The sequence below is a fragment of the Pseudolabrys sp. Root1462 genome (genome assembly GCF_001426945.1).
Classification (GTDB): Bacteria; Pseudomonadota; Alphaproteobacteria; order Rhizobiales; family Xanthobacteraceae; genus Pseudolabrys.
This window is the reverse complement of sequence record NZ_LMFS01000003.1, coordinates 716526-734292: the sequence shown is the minus strand read 5'-3', so window position 1 is coordinate 734292 and position 17767 is coordinate 716526. Positions and strand designations below refer to the sequence as shown.

General features: G+C 64.8%; 15 protein-coding genes. 4 read left to right on the top strand and 11 right to left on the bottom strand.

The window, feature by feature from the left end:
• Positions 1-96 precede the first annotated feature (96 nt).
• From arsB to ASD45_RS20165, 4 genes are read right to left on the bottom strand one after another with little or no spacing between them, the layout of a single operon-like run.
• Entirely contained in the window at positions 97-1152 is a 1056-nt protein-coding gene (gene arsB, locus ASD45_RS20180; RefSeq protein ID WP_056913437.1) for an ACR3 family arsenite efflux transporter, read from the bottom strand.
• Positions 1139-1672 carry an arsenate reductase ArsC gene (locus ASD45_RS20175; RefSeq protein ID WP_056913436.1) on the bottom strand — a complete coding sequence of 178 codons (534 nt, stop codon included), beginning with the start codon at positions 1670-1672 and terminating at the stop codon, positions 1139-1141. Before ASD45_RS20175 ends, arsB begins: the two co-directional genes overlap by 14 nt.
• 9 nt (positions 1673-1681) lie before the next feature.
• Positions 1682-2158, bottom strand: a complete 477-nt coding sequence (locus ASD45_RS20170; protein ID WP_056913435.1) for an ArsI/CadI family heavy metal resistance metalloenzyme — start codon at positions 2156-2158, stop codon at positions 1682-1684.
• Positions 2159-2168: 10 nt separating this feature from the next.
• Positions 2169-2519 carry a helix-turn-helix domain-containing protein gene (locus tag ASD45_RS20165; protein ID WP_056913434.1) on the bottom strand — a complete coding sequence of 117 codons (351 nt, stop codon included), beginning with the start codon at positions 2517-2519 and terminating at the stop codon, positions 2169-2171.
• A gap of 656 nt (positions 2520-3175) precedes the next feature.
• On the opposite strand from ASD45_RS20165, the gene ASD45_RS20160 reads away from it, so the two are divergent.
• Positions 3176-4294, top strand: a complete 1119-nt coding sequence (locus ASD45_RS20160) for an ATP-dependent RecD-like DNA helicase (RefSeq protein ID WP_056913433.1) — start codon at positions 3176-3178, stop codon at positions 4292-4294.
• Between the two features lie 110 nt (positions 4295-4404).
• On the opposite strand, the gene ASD45_RS20155 is transcribed toward ASD45_RS20160, so the two are convergent.
• The 5 genes from ASD45_RS20155 to ASD45_RS20135 form a co-directional block, all read right to left on the bottom strand.
• Entirely contained in the window at positions 4405-6615 is a 2211-nt protein-coding gene (locus ASD45_RS20155) for a 3-hydroxyacyl-CoA dehydrogenase NAD-binding domain-containing protein (protein WP_056913432.1), read from the bottom strand.
• A 36-nt stretch (positions 6616-6651) separates the two neighbouring features.
• Positions 6652-7113, bottom strand: a complete 462-nt coding sequence (locus ASD45_RS20150; protein ID WP_056913431.1) for a cupin domain-containing protein — start codon at positions 7111-7113, stop codon at positions 6652-6654.
• Between the two features lie 129 nt (positions 7114-7242).
• Positions 7243-8451, bottom strand: coding sequence for an acetyl-CoA C-acetyltransferase (locus tag ASD45_RS20145; RefSeq protein ID WP_056913430.1), 1209 nt, complete (start codon positions 8449-8451; stop codon positions 7243-7245).
• Between the two features lie 127 nt (positions 8452-8578).
• On the bottom strand, positions 8579-9736 hold the full coding sequence (locus ASD45_RS20140) for an acyl-CoA dehydrogenase family protein (protein WP_056913429.1): 1158 nt from the start codon (positions 9734-9736) through the stop codon (positions 8579-8581).
• A 228-nt stretch (positions 9737-9964) separates the two neighbouring features.
• Positions 9965-11131: an ABC transporter substrate-binding protein gene (locus ASD45_RS20135; protein ID WP_056913428.1), complete on the bottom strand. Its 1167-nt coding sequence runs from the start codon at positions 11129-11131 to the stop codon at positions 9965-9967.
• Positions 11132-11243: 112 nt separating this feature from the next.
• Here ASD45_RS20135 and ASD45_RS20130 point away from each other — a divergent pair, with 112 nt between their 5' ends.
• Together ASD45_RS20130 and ASD45_RS20125 are read left to right on the top strand one after the other, a co-directional pair.
• A complete protein-coding gene (locus tag ASD45_RS20130; RefSeq protein ID WP_056913637.1) occupies positions 11244-12257 on the top strand; it encodes an LLM class flavin-dependent oxidoreductase in 1014 nt (337 codons plus the stop codon).
• Between the two features lie 48 nt (positions 12258-12305).
• Entirely contained in the window at positions 12306-13550 is a 1245-nt protein-coding gene (locus tag ASD45_RS20125) for an MFS transporter (protein ID WP_056913427.1), read from the top strand.
• Positions 13551-13557: 7 nt separating this feature from the next.
• On the opposite strand, the gene ASD45_RS20120 is transcribed toward ASD45_RS20125, so the two are convergent.
• The gene (locus ASD45_RS20120) at positions 13558-13974 is read right to left on the bottom strand and encodes a MarR family transcriptional regulator (RefSeq protein ID WP_056913426.1); all 417 of its coding nucleotides are present in this window, start codon (positions 13972-13974) and stop codon (positions 13558-13560) included.
• A 126-nt stretch (positions 13975-14100) separates the two neighbouring features.
• Here ASD45_RS20120 and ASD45_RS20115 point away from each other — a divergent pair, with 126 nt between their 5' ends.
• Positions 14101-15948 (top strand): chloride channel protein, encoded by a 1848-nt coding sequence (locus ASD45_RS20115; protein ID WP_082541059.1) that lies wholly within the window; start codon positions 14101-14103, stop codon positions 15946-15948.
• On the opposite strand, the gene ASD45_RS20110 is transcribed toward ASD45_RS20115, so the two are convergent.
• Complete coding sequence (locus ASD45_RS20110) at positions 15945-17735, bottom strand: acyl-CoA dehydrogenase C-terminal domain-containing protein (protein WP_056913425.1); 1791 nt, start codon at positions 17733-17735, stop codon at positions 15945-15947. The two genes, ASD45_RS20115 and ASD45_RS20110, sit on opposite strands and share 4 nt — an antisense overlap.
• Positions 17736-17767 lie beyond the last annotated feature (32 nt).

Genomic DNA, 17767 nt, shown 5'->3' with positions numbered 1-17767 from the left:
GGCCGAAGGGGCCGCGACCTTAAACATGACGGCGGCCAAAGGGCAATCCGGAAGACGTAAGGGTGCTATGCGGACCGGCCCAAGCCCCGAGCGCCGTCAAGACTTCGTGATGACGGCCGGATCGGGGTGCGCGCCGCGCTCGTACCAGCCGCGGCTGCGGTTGACGATCGCGACCACGGTCAGCATCACGGGGACTTCGATCAAGACCCCGACCACGGTCGCAAGGGCGGCGCCGGAATTGAAGCCGAACAGGCTGATCGCCGCGGCCACGGCAAGCTCGAAGAAGTTGCTCGCTCCGATCAGCGCCGACGGACCGGCGACGCAATGCTGCTCGCCGGCGATGCGGTTGAGGATGTAGGCCAGCCCGGCGTTGAAATAGACCTGGATCAGGATCGGCACCGCCAGGAGCGCGATCACCAAAGGCTGCGTCAGGATCTGTTCGCCCTGGAACCCGAACAGCATCACCAGGGTCGCCAGCAGCGCCACCAGGGACAAAGGCTGCAGTGCCGCCAGCAAGCGGTCGAGCGCGGCCTTGCCGCCCGTGGCTAAAACGCGCCGGCGCAGCAGTTGCGCAGCCGCAACGGGCACAAGAATGTAAAGCACGACGGACAGCAACAACGTGTCCCACGGCACCGTGATTGCGGACAGACCGAGCAGCAGGCCGACCAGCGGCGCGAAAGCAAAGATCATGATGGTGTCGTTGAGCGCCACCTGGGACAGCGTGAAATGCGGCTCGCCCTTGGTGAGGTTGCTCCAGACGAAGACCATCGCCGTGCACGGCGCGGCGGCGAGCAGGATAAGACCAGCAATGTAGGAGTTGATCTGATCGGCCGGCAGATACGGCCGAAACAGATAGCCGACGAACAGCCAGCCGAGCGCCGCCATCGAGAACGGCTTGACCGCCCAGTTGATGAACAGCGTGACGCCGATGCCGCGCCAGTGCTCCTTCACCTGCGCCAGCGCCGCAAAGTCGATCTTGATCAGCATCGGCACGATCATCAGCCAGATCAGCGCCGCGACCGGCAGGTTGACGCGGGCGATCTCGGCCGAGCCGATGGCTTGAAACACCCCCGGCATCAGATGGCCGAGTGCGACCCCGGCGACGATGCAGAGCCCGACCCAAAGAGTCAGATAGCGTTCAAACTTCGACACGGCCGGCCGCCAGTTGCGTCGCGCCTTCAGAAGCGCCGATGTCCTTCAACTTCTTGTGCAGCACGAGTTTGTCGAGTTTGTTCATCGGCAGCGCCAGGAAGAGTTCGATGCGGCGATTCAGCATGCGATAGGCCTCGTCGAAGGCGAGCGCGATTTCGACCGCGCTGCCGGTCGCGGCCGCCGGATCGGGGATACCCCAATGCGCCGTCATCGGCTGACCCGGCCACACCGGGCAGGCTTCACCCGCGGCGTCGTCGCAGACGGTGAAGACGAAATCCATTTGCGGCGCGCCGGGCTGCGCGAACTCAAGCCAGCTCTTGGAGCGGAAGCCGGAGACGTCGTAGCCGAGGTTGCGCAGAAGCGTCAGCGTATGCGGGTTGACTTGCCCCTTCGGCTGACTGCCGGCGCTGAAGGCTTTGAAGCGGCCCTTGCCTTCGCGTTCGAGAATAGCTTCGGCGATCACCGAGCGCGCCGAGTTGCCGGTGCAGAGAAACAGGACGTTGTAGATGCGGTCCGACATGACAGAACCTCAGGCGCAGCAGGCTGATTTGGAAGAGGATGGCGCGGCCGACACCGATGGCGCGCAGCAGGCCTTGGCGCCGGTCGTGCGGGCTTCGTTTTCGCCGCTGCCATCGCCGTAGGTCGTGCTCTCGCCCGTTGTATGGAAGGTTTCCCAAGCGATACCGGCCGGATCGTCGATCCAGGATTTTTCCGATTGGGCGTAGCAGCAGGCGGTTTCGCCCTGCTCGATCACGGCGCCGCCGGCCTGCTTGAGCCGCGCATAGACGTCGTGCAGTTCGTCCTTGCTCTCGACCTGGATGCCAAGGTGATCGAGGCCGGCTTCGCGGCCGCGCGAGGAGATGGCAAAGTTGACGCGCGGATCCTCCAGCATCCATTTGGCGTAGTCGGTCTTCGTCACCGACGGCTGCGCGGCGAACAGCGCCGAATAGAACGGGATCGACTTCGCGATGTCATCAACGGCGACGTGAACATGCAGACGCTTCATGAGAGCCTCCTCAGGCGGTTTGCCTGGCGCGTTTCGTGGACGGTTTGCAGGCTGCGGCCGGCGCGCATTGCTCGGGCTGACCGCCGCAGCAATTGTCGGTGAGATAGCCGATCAGCGAATTCATGGTGTCGAAGTGCGCGGCGTAGATCATCGAGCGGCCATCGCGGCGCACGGTGACGAGACCGGCGGCGCGCAGCCGATCGAAATGGAAGGTGAGCGTGTTCGGCGCCAGACCGAGCCTGTCGGCGATCGCGCCCGCCGCCATGCCGTCCGGACCGGACTGCACCAGCAGCCGGTAGACATCGAGGCGATTGTCCTGGGCGAGCGCGGCCAGCGCCGCGACGGCATCAATCTGTTCCATATTTCTACGAATATTGAAATATAACTCGGGAGTCAAGCGCGGCGCGCAGGGCGATGCGGCATGCGGTATCGACCCTGTTGTTTGCAAAGGCCCGGGCCGAGCCTCACCCTTTTTCCGTTCCCCGAGGGGATGGAGCGCCGGGAGGCGCCAGAGGGTTTGCGAGACCCTCTTGTGGCGCGGCTTGCGAGGCCGCGCCGCACGCCGGAGCGAAGCAGGTTTGCGAGACCTGCTCCGAGGCGCGCGCGCCGGATCGCATCGGGTTTGCGAGGCCCGCTGCGGCGGCGCTGCGCCTCCCGGCGCTCCACCATCGGACCGGCGACCGGCCGGCCGATTGTCACGAGGCGCATTGTCGGCGCCCCGCTCTTCCCGCCCGCCCCCGGCGCGTCATGACGGCGCCGGATCGGGTCGAGAGAGAGTTGGGAATATATGCTGCCTGCGGTACGACGTCAAGACAGAATTCCTGTGCACCGGCAGACCCCGTTCGTTCCCGCGCCAGCGGGAACCCAGCTTTTTGCCGCAGCGCGGGCAAAGCCTGGGTCCTCGCCATAGGCGTTCTGAAAGAACGCCGTTCTTCGAACGGTTATGCGCGGGGACGAACGAAGCTTGTTGCTATTATGTTCTTTGCCATCCGGGCCGCATGCTCTATTCATCCGCGCATGCAATTCACGCCCCATCAGGATGACGCCTTGAAAGCCGTCGCCGACTGGCTCAAGGCCAGGCCCGGCACTGGCTCGACTCCGCAGGTTTTCCGCCTGTTCGGCTATGCCGGCACCGGTAAGACCACGCTCGCCACCCATCTCGCCGAGGCCGTCGACGGCGAAGTGAAGTTCGCTGCCTTCACCGGCAAAGCGGCCAGTGTGATGCGCGGCAAGGGCTGCCGCGGCGCCACCACGATCCACTCGCTGATCTATCGCGCCCGCGAGAGCGGCGAGGAAATCCCCAGCTTCGATCTGTGGGACGAAGCGCCGGCGTCGAAGGCGTCGCTGATCATCATCGACGAGTGCTCGATGGTGGACGCCGAGCTCGGCAAGGATTTGCTGTCCTTCGGCGTGCCGCTTTTGGTGCTGGGCGACCCAGCGCAGTTGCCGCCGATCACCGCCGGCGCCAATGGCGGCGGCTTCTTCACCGAGCACGAGCCCGACGTGATGCTGACCGAGGTGCATCGCCAGGCGCAGGACAATCCGATCATCCGCCTGTCGATGGATATTCGCGCCGGCGAATATCTCGAGCCCGGCCGCTACGGCGAGACCGAAGTGGTGCTCAAGGGTGAACTCGATCCGCAGCGCGTGCTGGAGGCCGATCAGGTGCTGGTCGGCCGCAACAACACGCGGCGCGCCTACAACATGCGCATGCGCGAGCGCCGCGGCTTCAAGGATCCGATGCCGGAAGCCGGCGACAAGCTGGTGTGCCTGCGCAACAACCGCAAGAAGGGTCTGTTCAACGGCGGCCTGTGGAGCGTCAAGGAGCGCGGCGGCCGCAAGACCGGCATCATGACGCTGCGGCTGTTGCCGGACGACGAAACCGCGACGCGCGGTGTCAAGGTTTCGGTGCGGCCGGAATGTTTCGCCGGCGGCATCGAGCAGATCGACTGGCAGCGCCGCAAGCCCTACGACGAATTCGATTACGGCTACGTGCTCACCGTGCACAAGGCGCAAGGCTCGCAGTGGGACGACGTCGTGCTGTTCGACGAGTCGTTTGCGTTCCAGGAATCGCGCCAGCGCTGGCTCTACACCGGCATCACCCGCGCGGCGAAGCGGCTGACGGTGGTGATGTAGCTATCGTCGTCGCCGCGAAGGCGGGGACCCATACGCCGTTCCTCTCGATGGCGCGGTCGCCATGGGTCCCGGGTCCTGCTTTCGCCCGCCCGGGACGACAATGAATCCCGCTACGCCGCCTTCTTCTTCGGTGCGAAGCGGGTGTGGAAGCTCTCGCCCTTCTCGGCCATCTCGACCAGCAGCTTCGGCGGGGTGAAGCGGTCGCCGTATTTCTTCACGAATTTGTTGCACAGCGCGACGAAGGCCTTGGTCCCCATCATGTCGATGTAGGACAAAGTGCCGCCGGTGAACGGCGCGAAGCCGAAGCCGAGGATGGAGCCGACATCGGCCTCGCGCACGTCGGTGACGACATGCTCCTCGAAGGTGCGCGCGGCCTCGACCGCCTGCACGACGAGAAAACGCTGCTTCAGTTCCTCGACGTCGAGAGCCTCGACCTGTTCGCGCGTCAGCTTCTTCGGCAACAGGTCGGCGAGACCCGGCCACAGTTTCTTCGGCTGGCCGGGCGCGTAATCGTAGAAGCCCTTGCCGTTCTTGCGGCCGAAGCGCTGGTGTTTTTCCACCAAGTCCTCGAGCAGCTTCTTCATGCCCGGATCGACCGCATTGGCGCCGAGATCGGCTTCGGTGGCGCGGACGATCTTGAGGCCGAGATCGAGCGCGGTCTCGTCGTTGAGCGACAGCGGGCCGACCGGCATGCCGGCCATGCGCGCGGTGTTCTCGATCATCGCCGCCGGGATGCCTTCCTGCAGCATCAGGTGGCCTTCGCGGATGTAGTTGAGCACGCAGCGGTTGGCATAGAAGCCGCGCGTGTCGTTGACGACGATGGGGGTCTTGCGGATGGCGCGGATGAAATCGAGCGCCGCGGCGAGCGCCGGATCGCCGGTTTCCTTGCCCATGATGACTTCGACCAGCATCATGCGATCGACCGGCGAGAAGAAGTGGATGCCGATGAAACGCTTCGGCTCCTTGAACTCCGCGGCGAGCGAGGTGATCGGCAGCGTCGAGGTGTTGGAAGCGAATGTGGCGTCGTCGCGGATCACCGCAGCGATTTTTTTGATAACGTCGGCCTTCACCTTGCGGTCCTCGAACACGGCTTCGACGACGAGATCGCAATCCTTCAGCGCCGCGTAGTCGGCAGTCGGCATGATCTTTTCCAGCAGGCCGTCACGCTCGGCCGATTTCATGCGACCCTTGGCGACACGGTCGGACAGCGCCTTGTGGAGGCCGGCCTTGCCCTTGTCGGCGGTTTCCTGATCGCGATCGATCAGCACCACCGAAAGCCCGGCAGCGGCCGACACCTGGGCAATGCCGGCGCCCATGAAGCCGGCGCCGACGACGCCGATCTTCTTGATATTGGTCGGCGGCACATTGGCCGGACGGCGCGCGCCCTTGTTGAGGTCCTGCATGTTGACGAACAGGGTGCGGATCATCGCCGCCGCTTCCGGCGAGCGCAGGATCTTGGCGAACCAGCGCGACTCGACGCGCAGCGCGGTGTCGATATCGAGCTGCAGGCCCTCATAGACGACCTGGAGGATGGCGCGTGCCGCCGGATAATTGTCGTAGGTCTCGCGGCGATAGATGGCGTTGGCCGGCGGGAACGTCATCATGCCGGCCTTGGAATAGACGAGGCCGCCGGGGAATTTGTAACCCTTCACGTCCCACGGCGCTTCACCCTTGCCGCCGCCCTTGATCCAGGCCTTTGCGGTCTCGATCAGCTTGTCCTGCGGCACGACTTCATCGATCAGCTTCATCGCCTTGGCGCGATCCACTTTGAGCTGATCGCCCTTGAGCAGGAACTGCAGCGCGTCGGCCGGCATCATCATGCGCACGACGCGCTGCGTGCCGCCGGCGCCGGGAAACAAGCCGACCTTGATCTCGGGCAGGCCGAGCCGCGTCTTCGGATTGTCGGCAGCGATGCGGCGATGGCAGGCCAGCGCCAGCTCGAAGCCGCCGCCCATCGCGGTGCCGTTGAGCGCGCAGACCCACGGCTTGCCGCTCTTTTCCAGGCGGCGGTAGAGCTGCGACAGCTTCGAGCTCTCCTCGTAGACGTATTTCGCCGCGGCCTCTTCGCCTTCCTTCTTCACCTTGTCGGCGTAGATGCCTCCCATGCTCTCGAGCATGGTGAGATCGGCACCGCCGCAGAACGCTTCCTTGCCGGAGGTGATGACCGCGCCCTTGATCGCGGGGTCATTGGTCACCTTGTCGACCAGACTCGACAATTCAGCGATCACGTCCATGGTGATGACGTTCATCGAGCGGTCGGCCATGTCCCAGGTGATGAGCGCAATGCCGTCAGTGTCGATATCGAGTTTGAAGCTGCTCATGAACGGTTCCTCTCGGTGGTCTTGAAGGGGCGCGCCTCAGTAGGGCGTGCCGTCGCGATGCAGGACGCGCAACGTTTTGCCGTCGCGCTCGAAACGCAGATCTTCGCCGGGATAATGCGCGCGCTCGATGGGCGCCCGCGTGCCGACCTCGATCAGCACGACGTCGCCCTGCGAGCGGTTGACGATGGTGTGGGCATTCGGCACGCCGGCCTTAAAGCCGGCGGCGTCGCCCGGCTTGAGAATAGTCTCGCCGACGTCCTCGATCAGCACGCATTCGCCCATCAGGATGAAGACGAATTCGTCCTCGTTCTCGTGCCAGTGGCGGACCGAGGTGGCGGCGCCGGGTTCGAGCCGCGTCAGGTTGACGCCGAACTGGGTGATGCCGGCGGCATTGCCGAGCGGCGTCTTGTGGCGGCCGGCGCAGACCGGCTGAAACTCAGGCGGATAGTTCGGCGAGCCCTTGCGGCTCTCGAGCTTGCTGACGTCAATCTTGGGCATTGTCTCGCTCCCCAGCCCCTATCCGGCCTCATGGTGAGGAGCGTTGCGCAGCAACGCGTCTCGAACCATGGGCCGCCCCATCCTTCGAGACGCGGCCTGCGGCCGCTCCTCAGGATGAGGCGGATTTAGTTACACCCGCTCGATGATCGTCGCCGTACCCATGCCGGCGCCGATGCACAGCGTGATCAGCGCCGTTTCCTTGCCCGAGCGCTCGAGTTCGTCGAGCACGGTGCCGAGGATCATGGCGCCCGTGGCGCCCAGCGGATGGCCCATGGCGATGGCGCCGCCATTGACGTTGATCTTGTCGTGCGGAATGTCGAAGGCCTGCATGTAGCGCAGCACCACCGAGGCGAAGGCCTCGTTGAGCTCGAACAGGTCGATATCGCCGATCGACATGCCGGCCTTCTTCAGCACCTTCTCGGTGACCGGCACCGGGCCGGTCAGCATGATCGACGGCTCGGAGCCGATATTGGCGAAGGCCTTGATGCGCGCGCGCGGCTTCATCCCGGCCTTCTTGCCGGCTTCCGCATTGCCGATCAGCACCGCGGCGGCGCCATCGACGATGCCCGACGAGTTGCCCGGCGTGTGCACATGGTTGAGCGCTTCCAGCTCCGGATAGCGCTGAATGGCCACCGCATCGAAGCCGCCCATTTCGCCCATCTGCACGAAGGACGGGTTGAGCGCGGCGAGCGTCTGCATCGTCGTCGACGGACGCATGTGTTCGTCCTTGTCGAGGATGGTGATGCCGTTGACGTCCTTGACCGCGATGACGGATTTCTTGAAGCGGCCTTCGTCCCAGGAACGGCCGGCACGCTTCTGACTCTCGACGGCGTAAGCGTCGACGTCGTCACGCGAGAAGCCGTATTTGGTGGCGATCATGTCGGCGGAAATGCCCTGCGGCACGAAATAGGACTTCAGCGCGATCGAAGGATCGAGCGGCCAGGCGCCGCCCGAGGCACCGATGCCGACGCGGCTCATCGACTCGACGCCGCCGCCGATGGTCATGTCGTGCTGGCCGGACATCACTTCCGCCGCGGCGAAGTTCACCGCATCGAGACCGGAGGCGCAGAAGCGGTTGATCTGGATGCCGGGCACCGTCTCGCCGTAGCCGGCCACGATCGCGGCGACGCGGGCGATGTCGCCGCCGGCTTCGCCGACCGGATCGACGCAGCCGAGCACGACGTCATCGACCAGGCTCGGCTCAAGCTTGTTGCGATCCTTGATCGCGCCGAGTGCCTGAGATGCCAGATTGAGAGCGGTGACCTCGTGCAGCGCGCCATCGGCCTTGCCGCGGCCGCGCGGGGTGCGGACGGCGTCGTAGATGAATGCGTCAGGCATTGACCTGTTCTCCTCGTTTCTAGGTCTTCCCCGCGAAGGCGGGGACCCATACGCCGTGCGCTCTCGGTGGCGCGGTGGTTATGGGCCCCGGGCCTTGCGCTTCGCGCTCGCCCGGGACGACAGGAAATTACAAACTGCGCGCGATCAGCAACTTCATGATCTCGTTCGTACCGGCATAGATACGCAGCACCCGGGCATCCCGGTAGAGGCGCGAGATCGGATATTCGTCCATGAAACCATAGCCGCCGAACAGCTGCAGGCAGCGATCGAGGATGGTGCCAAGGGTGTCGGTCAGCCTGTATTTGGCCATCGAGGCGGTCACGGTGTCGAGCTTGCCCTCGACATGCAGGCCGATGCAATGGTCGAGGAACACCTTGGCGATGGTGGCGTCGGTCTTGCAGGCGGCCAGTTCGAACTGGGTGTTCTGGAATTCGATGATCGCCTTGCCGAAGGCCTTGCGCTGCTTGACGTAATCGACGGTCAGCGCCAGCGCCCGTTCCATCATGGCCACAGCGTGGATCGCGACGATCAGCCGCTCCTGCGGCAGTTCCTTCATCAATTGATAGAAGCCCTGCCCTTCCTCGGTGCCGAGCAGGCTTTCGGCCGGAAGCTTCACGTCGTCGAAGAACAGTTCCGAGGTATCGGCCGAATCCATGCCGAGCTTCTTGAGCTTGCGGCCACGGCGAAATCCCGGCGCGTCGTCGGTCTCGACGACCAGCAGCGACACGCCCTTGGAGCCCTGCTTGGGATCGGTCTTGGCGACTACGACGATGAGGTTGGCGTGCTGGCCATTGGTGATGAAGGTCTTGGCGCCGTTGAGAATGTAGCCGTTGCCGGATTTCTCCGCCTTGGTGCGCACGCCCTGCAGGTCGGAGCCGGTGCCCGGCTCGGTCATGGCGATGGCGCCGACCATCTCGCCGCTGGCGAGCTTCGGCAGCCAGCGCTTCTTCTGCTCTTCGGTGCCGTAATGCAGGATGTAGGGCGCGACGATGCCGGAATGCAGCGGCGCGCCGAAGGTGTCGAAACCGCCAAGTGAATATTCGCGATAGATGACAGCTTCATGAGCGAAAGTGCCGCCGGCGCCGCCATACTCCTCGGGCAACGAAGCGCCGAGCAGCCCGGCCTCGCCGGCCTTGGTCCAGACCTCGCGCGGGTACATGCCTTTCTCGTGCCAGGCATCGAGATGCGGGGTGAACTCGTCGGCGATGAAACGGCGTGCCTGCTCTTCGAGCATGACGTGTTCTTCCGTCATCCAGGCGGGCCGCGGCAGGTTAAGCGCTTCCATGATTTCTTCCCGGGCGAGTCGTTCGTGTGCCGGGAGAATAGAGGGCCGGGCGGACGGAAGCGAGGGGTCGGACTATGGTTCGGAATGTGGGGCCGCAGTCTTTACCGTCCCCTGGGCGGGGAGAGCCGCGAGCCGAAGCCGACCGGCGTGGGAAAGGCATTTGCCCCTTCCCAACCCTCCCCCGCGAGGGGGAGGGTATAGCTTGTATATGAGGTGAAGGAGCGAGGCCTACTTGGCCGGGTCCTTGACCTTTTCGACCTTGTCGAACTCGACGTTCTGGTTGTTGCCGTTCACCTTCTCGACACGGCGTATGTAGACCGTCTGCACGATGTCGCGGGTGGCCGGGTCGATCGAGATCGGACCGCGCGGGCTTTCCCACGCCATGCCCTTGGCGGCGCCGATCAACGATTCACCGTCGGCCTTGCCGCCGGTCTTCTTCAGCGCTTCGTAGATCAGGTGCATGCCGTCCCAACCGCCGATCGAGAAGACGTCGGGGTTGCGCTTGAACTCGGCATTGTACGCCTTGACGAAGTCCTCGTTCATCTTGGACTTGTGCTCCCAGCCGTAGTGGAACACCGTGATGATGCCGAGACCGGCGTCGCCCATGTTCTTCAAGGCGGTGTCGTCCATGGTCAGTTCGCCCTGCGCCATGATCTTCACCTTGTTCGGATCGATGCCGCGTTCCTGCAGCGCCTTGGTGATCGCCACCGGCTGCGCGCCACCCGGAATGAAGATGAAGACGGCTTCCGGATTGAGATCCTTCATGCGCTGGATGTAGGCGGAGAAGTCCGGATTGGCGACGGCCATGCGCACCGAACCGACGATCTCGCCGCCGGCGGCCTTGAAACCTTTCTGGAACCAGGTTTCGGCGTCGATGCCCGGGCCATAGTCCGACACCATGGTGTAGGCTTTCTTCACGCCGTTCTTGGCGGCCCATCCACCGAGCGTGTTCTCGAGCTGCGGAATGGTGAGCGACGTGCGCGCCATGTACGGCGACTTGGTCGTGATGATCGAGGTCGCCGCGTTCATGACGACCATGAACTTCTTGGCTTCGGCAGACGCGTCGGCGGCGCCGAGCGCTTCCGGCGTCAGCGTGAAGCCGGCGAGGATGTCGATGTTGTCACGCACGATCAGTTCCTGCGCCAGACGCTTGGCAACGTCCGGGTTCGGGCCGCCGGTATCCTTGCGGATGATCTCGATCTTCTTGCCGGCGACGGTGTCGCCATGCTGCTTCATGTACAGCTTGATGGCGTTGTCCATCTGCGTCGCGGTGTCGGCGAACTGGCCGGAATAGGCCATGATCAAACCGATCTTGACGGTGCCCTGCGCGTAGGCCGAGGATGCGGCCGACGCAGCCAGGAGCGCGGCCGCCAAAAAGAGACCAGTCTTCTTCATCAAATTCCTCCCCATGAGCCGCTCGGTTATGACGGCTTCCTCCGTAAAATAGCGGCATTTCCGGCGTCCGTCACGCCTTTCGCCGCGCGTCCAGCCGATGGAAACGTCCAGCATGCTTAAATTCGCGATCTTCGATCATCTCGACAGCAGTGGCGCGCCGTTGGGCAAGTTCTTCGAGGAGCGGCTCCAGCTCATCGAGGCGATCGAACGGGGCGGATTTGCCGGATTTCACCACGCCGAACATCATTCGACGCCCTTGGGCATGGTGGCGAGCCCGAGCGTCTTCCTTGCAGCGGCGATTCAGCGCACGCGCACGCTGCGGTTGGGACCGCTGGTTTACGTGCTGCCGCTTTACCACCCGCTGCGGGTCTATGAAGAAATCTGCATGCTCGATCACATGAGCGGCGGCCGCCTCATGGTGGGCGTGGGCCGCGGCGGCGCGCTGGTCGAGCACGAGCGTTATGGGATCGATCCCACCAACGCCTCGCCGCTGTATCACGAAGCCTTTGCGGTGCTGATGCGCGCCTTCGAGAGCGACGTCGTCAATTTCGAAGGCAAGTTCTTCAACTTCAAGGACTACGTGGTGCAGGCCAAGCCCGCGCAGTTGCCGCATCCGCCGCTGTGGTATGGCGCGCCGAGCCCGGATGCGATCGCGTGGGCCGTGCCGAAATCCATCAATGTCGTCTCGCTCGGACCGGCCGATCGCGCCAAGGCGATCAGCGACCGCTATCGCAATGACTGGCGGGCGCTCGGCCGCGACGATGCTGCACTGCCGCATATCGGCATCACGCGCCACGTCGTCGTCGCCGAGACCGACGCGGCGGCGCAGCGCATCGCCGACGCCGCCTATGCGAAGTGGCGCGACTCGATGGACTGGCTGTGGCGCCACGCCGGGCAGGATTTCACGCTGAAAGGCATCTATCCGCAAACTTTCAAGGAACTCGCGGCCATCGGCCATGGCGTCGCCGGCTCGCCCGCCACCGTGCGCGATTACATGGCGAAGCTCGAGCGCGAGGCCGGCGTCAATTACGTGCTGTGCCAGATGGTGTTCGGTGACATGACTTTTGCTGATGCCAGCCATTCGATTGATTTGTTTGCCAAGGAGGTCATGCCGGCGTTTCGGTAATTGGCTGCCGCGTGCTACCAGCGTTGATCGCCTTGCCGGGTGCCGACCATGACGACGACCGCGGATGTTTCCGCCGCCTATGGAATTGAATCGCCTTATGCCTGGCGGCGTCTCACCGCCGGCCTGTTGCTGAGCACGATCGGCGGCGTCGGCATGTGGTCGGTGGTGGTGGCGCTGCCGGCGATGCAGGCCGATTTCGGCGTCGATCGCGGCTCGGCGTCCGTGCCCTTCACCCTCACCATGCTCGGCTTCGGCGCCGGCAATATCGTCATGGGGCGCCTCGCCGACCGTTTCGGTATCGCGCTGCCGATGGCGCTGGGCACCGTGCTGCTCGCGCTCGGCTATATCGCCTGCGGCTTTGCCGGGGCATTGTGGCAGGTGTCGCTGCTGCACGGGCTGTTGATCGGCTTTGGCTGCTCGACCTCGTTCGGCCCGCTGATGGCCGACATCTCGCACTGGTTCTCGAAACGCCGCGGCTCGGCGGTCGCGATCGCCGCCGCCGGCAATTATCTCGCCGGGACGTTCTGGCCGCCGGTGGTCCAGCATTTCATCGCCAGCGACGGGTGGCGCGCCACGCATATCGGCATCGGCATCTTTGCCCTGATCACGATGTTTCCGCTGATCCTGGTGATGCGCCGCCGCCGCATCGACGATCACAGCGACGCCACCAGCAGCAACGACGCCAAGCGCCGCGCCGAAAGTCCGTTCTCGCCACGTACGCTGCAGGTGCTGCTGTGCATCGCCGGCGTCGCCTGCTGCGTGGCGATGTCGATGCCGCAGGTGCATCTGGTCGCCTATTGCGGCGATCTCGGCTACGGCGCGGCGCGCGGCGCCGAAATGCTGTCGCTGATGCTGGCCTTCGGCATCATCAGCCGCGTCGGCTCCGGTTTCGTCGCCGACAAGATCGGCGGCGTGCGCACGCTGCTGATCGGTTCGGTGCTGCAGGGCGTGGCGCTGCTGCTGTATCTGCCGTTCAATGGACTGTATTCGCTCTATGTGATCTCGGCGATGTTCGGCCTGTTCCAGGGCGGCATCGTTCCGAGCTACGCCATCATCGTGCGTGAATATTTCTCGCCCAAGGACGCCAGCACGCGCGTCGGCCTCGTCATCTTCTCCACCGTGATCGGCATGGCGCTCGGCGGCTGGATCTCGGGCGTGATCTTCGACCTCACCGGCTCGTATCAGGCGGCGTTCCTCAACGGCATCGCCTTCAACGCCATCAACGTCTCGATCATGCTGTGGCTGCTGACGCGCTCGCGCCGCGGCGGCCGTGTGGTGCAAGCGGCGGCGTGATGCCGCGCTAACCGCGGTCGAGATACGTCAGAAATTTCCGCAGCAGCGGCTTCATCTTTTCCAGTTCGTCGCGGTGCGCCAGCGACAGCGCCGCCAGTTGCTTCTCCGCCTTCGGCGTCAGGATAAGAAACACCTGGCGGCGATCGGCTTCGCCGGTCTGCCGCACCACCATGCCGTTCGCCGCCAGCCGGTCGATGAGGCCTACGGTACTGTGGTGCTTGGTGCCGAGCCGCTCCGACAACTGGCCGGTGCTGACGTTGCCGCCGGGGAAACCCTTGATCGCCAGAAGCGCCTGGTGCTGCTGCGGCGTCAGCCCGGCCGCGGCCGCGGCCGCTTCGCTGAAGGTCAGGAAGCGCCGCAACTGATAGCGGAACTCCGCCAGTTGTTCGTAGTCGGTTTGGGTCAGCCGCGCGCGTTTAGCCATGCATCATCGTCCCGTCAGCCGGCAGGGGCTGTCTGTTGCAATTATATCGTACTGCGATATATCCCCGGTACTGCGGTATATCGCCGCCCCCGGTTCAAACTCAGCCATGCCCAAGGCCTCCTGCTCATGACCTCCGCTCCGGACGTGCCGCCCGTCATTCGCGATCAAGCCGTCAATTCGCACCACGGTTCCACCGTCGATCGGCTGCGCGATTTCAGCGCGGACTGGCGTCTGCTCATTCTCATCGCCATAGCGCCGGTCATCGGCACCGTCGGCGCCGCCGCGGCCTGGACCCTACTGCATCTCATCGCGCTGTTCACCAACATCGCCTATTACGGCCGCTTCAGCGCCGCGCACGCGACGATCGAGGGAAATTCCCTCGGCCTGTTCGCGGTGCTCATTCCGGTCGCGGGCTGCCTGATCATCGGCATCATGGCGCGCTACGGCTCGGAGAAGATCCGCGGCCACGGCATTCCCGAAGCGATGGAAGCGATCCTCATCGGCCGCAGCCGCATCTCAGCCAAGGTCGCGGTGCTCAAGCCGATCTCGTCCGCCGTCTCGATCGGCACCGGCGGCCCATTCGGCGCCGAAGGTCCGATCATCATGACCGGCGGCGCTTTCGGTTCGCTGTTTGCGCAGTTCTTCCATCTGTCCAACGCCGAGCGCAAGACGCTGCTGGTGGCCGGCGCCGCCGCCGGCATGGCCGCGACGTTCGGCACGCCGATCGCGGCGATGCTGCTGGCGGTCGAACTGCTGTTGTTCGAATGGAAGCCGCGCAGTTTCGTGCCGGTCGCCATTGCCGCCGTCGTCGCCGCGGCGTGGCGGCCTTATTTGCTGCAAACCGGCGCGCTGTTCCCGATGGCATCGAGCGCGGCGCTGCCGCCGCTTGGACTGCTGTTCGCGGCCGCGCTCGGCATCGTCGCCGGCCTCGGTTCCGGACTGCTGACACAGATGGTCTATGCCAGCGAGGATCTGTTCGCCCGCTTGCCGCTGCACTGGATGTGGTGGCCGATGATCGGCGGCCTCGTGGTCGGCCTTGGCGGGTTGATCGAGCCGCATGCGCTCGGTGTCGGCTACGAAAACATTTCGGCACTGCTCAACGGCGACATGGCGACCACGGCGATCCTGCGGCTCGTCATCGTCAAGGCGATCATCTGGGCCGTCGCGCTCGGCTCCGGCACCTCCGGCGGCGTTCTCGCCCCACTGCTGATCATCGGCGGCGCCATCGGCGCGCTGTTCGGCGGCCTGTTGCCGGTCGGCGATCCTGGACTGTGGGCGCTCGCCGGCATGGCGGCGATGATGGGCGGCACCATGCGCTCGCCGCTCACCGCGATGATCTTCGCGCTGGAGCTGTCGCATAACATGGGCGCGCTGGTGCCGCTTGCGGTTGCCTGCGTGATTGCCCATGCGACCACGGTGCTGCTGCTGCGCCGTTCCATCCTCACCGAGAAGGTGGCGCGCCGCGGCCATCACGTCACGCGCGAATACGTCATCGATCCGTTCGAGACGATGCGCGTCGCCGACATCATGGCGAAGCCGGTCGATACGCTGCCGGCCGCAATGTCGATCGAGGACGCGGTCGCTTTCTTCACCGCCGACACCGTGCGGCACAAGAGCTACCCCGTGATCGAGAAGGACGACCGCCTCGCCGGCATGGTGGCGCGCGCCGACGTGCTGCGCTGGCGCATGCAAGGCTGGCGAGAAGGAGCGACGCTTGGCGAAGCGACGGCGGAGCGCGAGATCATCACCGGCTTCGGCGACGAACTGGTCGGGCAACTCGCCGATCGCATGGCGGCCGAGGATGTCGGCCGCGTGCCGATCCTGCATCGCGGCGATCGGAAGCTCATCGGGCTGGTGGCGCGGCGCGATCTGCTGCGCGTACGCGCCCACGCACGGCGCCACGAAGTCGAACGGGCCGCGCTGTTGCGGTTGCGGCCGCGCGACCAGCAAAGCCCCGAAGTGAAAGGCGCCTAGAACGCCTCGGCAGGCAATTCCATCGTCGAGGCGCTGCCGGCCTGGATGCGGGCAAGCCGCGTCGCGGTTTCCGGCATCATGCGCTCCATGAAGAAGCGCGCGGTGACCAGCTTGGCGTTGAAGCGCGCGGCGTCGCCGCCGTTCTTCAGCTTGGCATTCGCGGCGTCGGCGATCTGACACCACATGTAGCCGAGCGCGACCAGACCGAAGAGATGCATGTAATCGGTGGCGCCGGCGCCGGCATTGTCGGGCTTGGCCATCGCGTTCTGCATGAACCACATCGAGGCCTGCTGCAGGTGGCCGGCGCCCTGCCCGAGCGCGGTGACCAGCGGCTTCATGGTCTCATCCGCGCCCCTCTCCTTTACGTAAGCGCCGACCTCGCCAAGGAAGGCCATCAGCGCGCGGCCGCCGTCCTTGCCGAGCTTGCGGCCGACCAGATCCATCGCCTGCACGCCATTGGCGCCTTCATAGATCATGGCGATGCGCGCATCGCGCACGAACTGCTCCATGCCGTGCTCGGCGATGTAGCCGTGACCGCCATACATCTGCTGTGCCGAAACCGTGTTGGCGAAGCCCTGATCGGTGAGCACGCCCTTGATCACCGGCGTCATCAGGCCGAGGGCATCGTCGGCCGCCTGACGCTCCTTGGCATCGCCCGAGCGATGCGCGACATCGCTCTTGAGCCCGGCCCAGATGACAAGGGCCCGCGCCGCTTCGTTGAAGGCACGCATCGTCATCAAGGTGCGGCGCACGTCGGGATGGACGATGATCGGATCGGCCGGCTTGTCGGGAAACTTCGTGCCGGTGATGGCACGGCCCTGCAGGCGCTCGCGGGCGTAGATCGCGGCGTTCTGATAGGCGACCTCCGACATGGCGAGGCCCTGAATGCCGACACCGAGGCGCGCCTCATTCATCATCACGAACATCGCGTTGAGGCCGCGGTTTTCCTCGCCGACCAGCCAGCCGGTGGCGCCATCGTAATTCATGACGCAGGTCGAGTTGCCGTGGATGCCCATCTTCTCTTCGAGCGAGCCGCACGACACACCGTTGCGTTCGCCGAGCGAGCCGTCATCCTTGACCATGAACTTCGGCACCACGAACAGCGAGATGCCCTTGGTACCGGCGGGTGCGCCTTCGATACGCGCCAGCACCAGATGGATGATGTTGTCGGAGAGATCATGTTCGCCGGCCGAGATGAATATCTTGGTGCCGCTGATCTTGTAGGAGCCGTCGGCCTGTTTGACCGCCTTGGATCGCAGCAGACCGAGATCGGTGCCGCAATGCGGCTCGGTCAGGTTCATGGTGCCGGTCCAGACGCCCTCGATCATCTTCGGCAGATATTTCTGCTTGATGGCGTCGTTGGCGTGGACTATCAGCGCCGCGATCGCGCCTTGCGTCAGGCCGGGATACATGGCGAAGGCCATGTTGGCGGAACAGAAATACTCGTTGACGATCTCGGTCAGCGTCGAAGGCAGGCCCTGGCCGCCGAATTCCTGCGGCGCCGAGATGCCGATCCAGCCGCCCTCGACGATCTGCTTGAAGGCGTCCTTGAAACCGGTGGGCGTCGTCACGCTGCCGTCGGCGGCGCGCTTGCAGCCTTCCTTGTCGCCGACGCGGTTGAGCGGGGTCAGCACGTCCTCGGACAGCTTGGCGGCTTCACTGAGGATGGCCTCGACCACGTCGGGCGAGGCGTCGGAGAATCCCGGCAGGTTGCCATAGCGCTCGACATGGAAGACGTCGTTGAGCAGGAACAGCGCGTCGTCGACGGGCGCTTTATAGGTCGGCATCGTTTTTCTCTCCCCGGCGGGCGGCTTGAGGC

What these genes read in the sequence shown, in the direction of transcription:
- ASD45_RS20150 (WP_056913431.1), bottom strand. Translation starts at nt 7,113, where the DNA reads ATGCCCAAGATTGACGTCAGCAAGCTCGAGAGCCGCAAGGGCTCGCCG.
- ASD45_RS20170 (WP_056913435.1), bottom strand. Translation starts at nt 2,158, where the DNA reads ATGAAGCGTCTGCATGTTCACGTCGCCGTTGATGACATCGCGAAGTCG.
- ASD45_RS20155 (WP_056913432.1), bottom strand. Translation starts at nt 6,615, where the DNA reads ATGAGCAGCTTCAAACTCGATATCGACACTGACGGCATTGCGCTCATC.
- ASD45_RS20160 (WP_056913433.1), top strand. Translation starts at nt 3,176, where the DNA reads ATGCAATTCACGCCCCATCAGGATGACGCCTTGAAAGCCGTCGCCGAC.
- ASD45_RS20110 (WP_056913425.1), bottom strand. Translation starts at nt 17,735, where the DNA reads ATGCCGACCTATAAAGCGCCCGTCGACGACGCGCTGTTCCTGCTCAAC.
- ASD45_RS20140 (WP_056913429.1), bottom strand. Translation starts at nt 9,736, where the DNA reads ATGGAAGCGCTTAACCTGCCGCGGCCCGCCTGGATGACGGAAGAACAC.
- ASD45_RS20175 (WP_056913436.1), bottom strand. Translation starts at nt 1,672, where the DNA reads ATGTCGGACCGCATCTACAACGTCCTGTTTCTCTGCACCGGCAACTCG.
- ASD45_RS20165 (WP_056913434.1), bottom strand. Translation starts at nt 2,519, where the DNA reads ATGGAACAGATTGATGCCGTCGCGGCGCTGGCCGCGCTCGCCCAGGAC.
- ASD45_RS20125 (WP_056913427.1), top strand. Translation starts at nt 12,306, where the DNA reads ATGACGACGACCGCGGATGTTTCCGCCGCCTATGGAATTGAATCGCCT.
- ASD45_RS20145 (WP_056913430.1), bottom strand. Translation starts at nt 8,451, where the DNA reads ATGCCTGACGCATTCATCTACGACGCCGTCCGCACCCCGCGCGGCCGC.
- ASD45_RS20135 (WP_056913428.1), bottom strand. Translation starts at nt 11,131, where the DNA reads ATGAAGAAGACTGGTCTCTTTTTGGCGGCCGCGCTCCTGGCTGCGTCG.
- ASD45_RS20115 (WP_082541059.1), top strand. Translation starts at nt 14,101, where the DNA reads ATGACCTCCGCTCCGGACGTGCCGCCCGTCATTCGCGATCAAGCCGTC.
- ASD45_RS20120 (WP_056913426.1), bottom strand. Translation starts at nt 13,974, where the DNA reads ATGGCTAAACGCGCGCGGCTGACCCAAACCGACTACGAACAACTGGCG.
- ASD45_RS20130 (WP_056913637.1), top strand. Translation starts at nt 11,244, where the DNA reads ATGCTTAAATTCGCGATCTTCGATCATCTCGACAGCAGTGGCGCGCCG.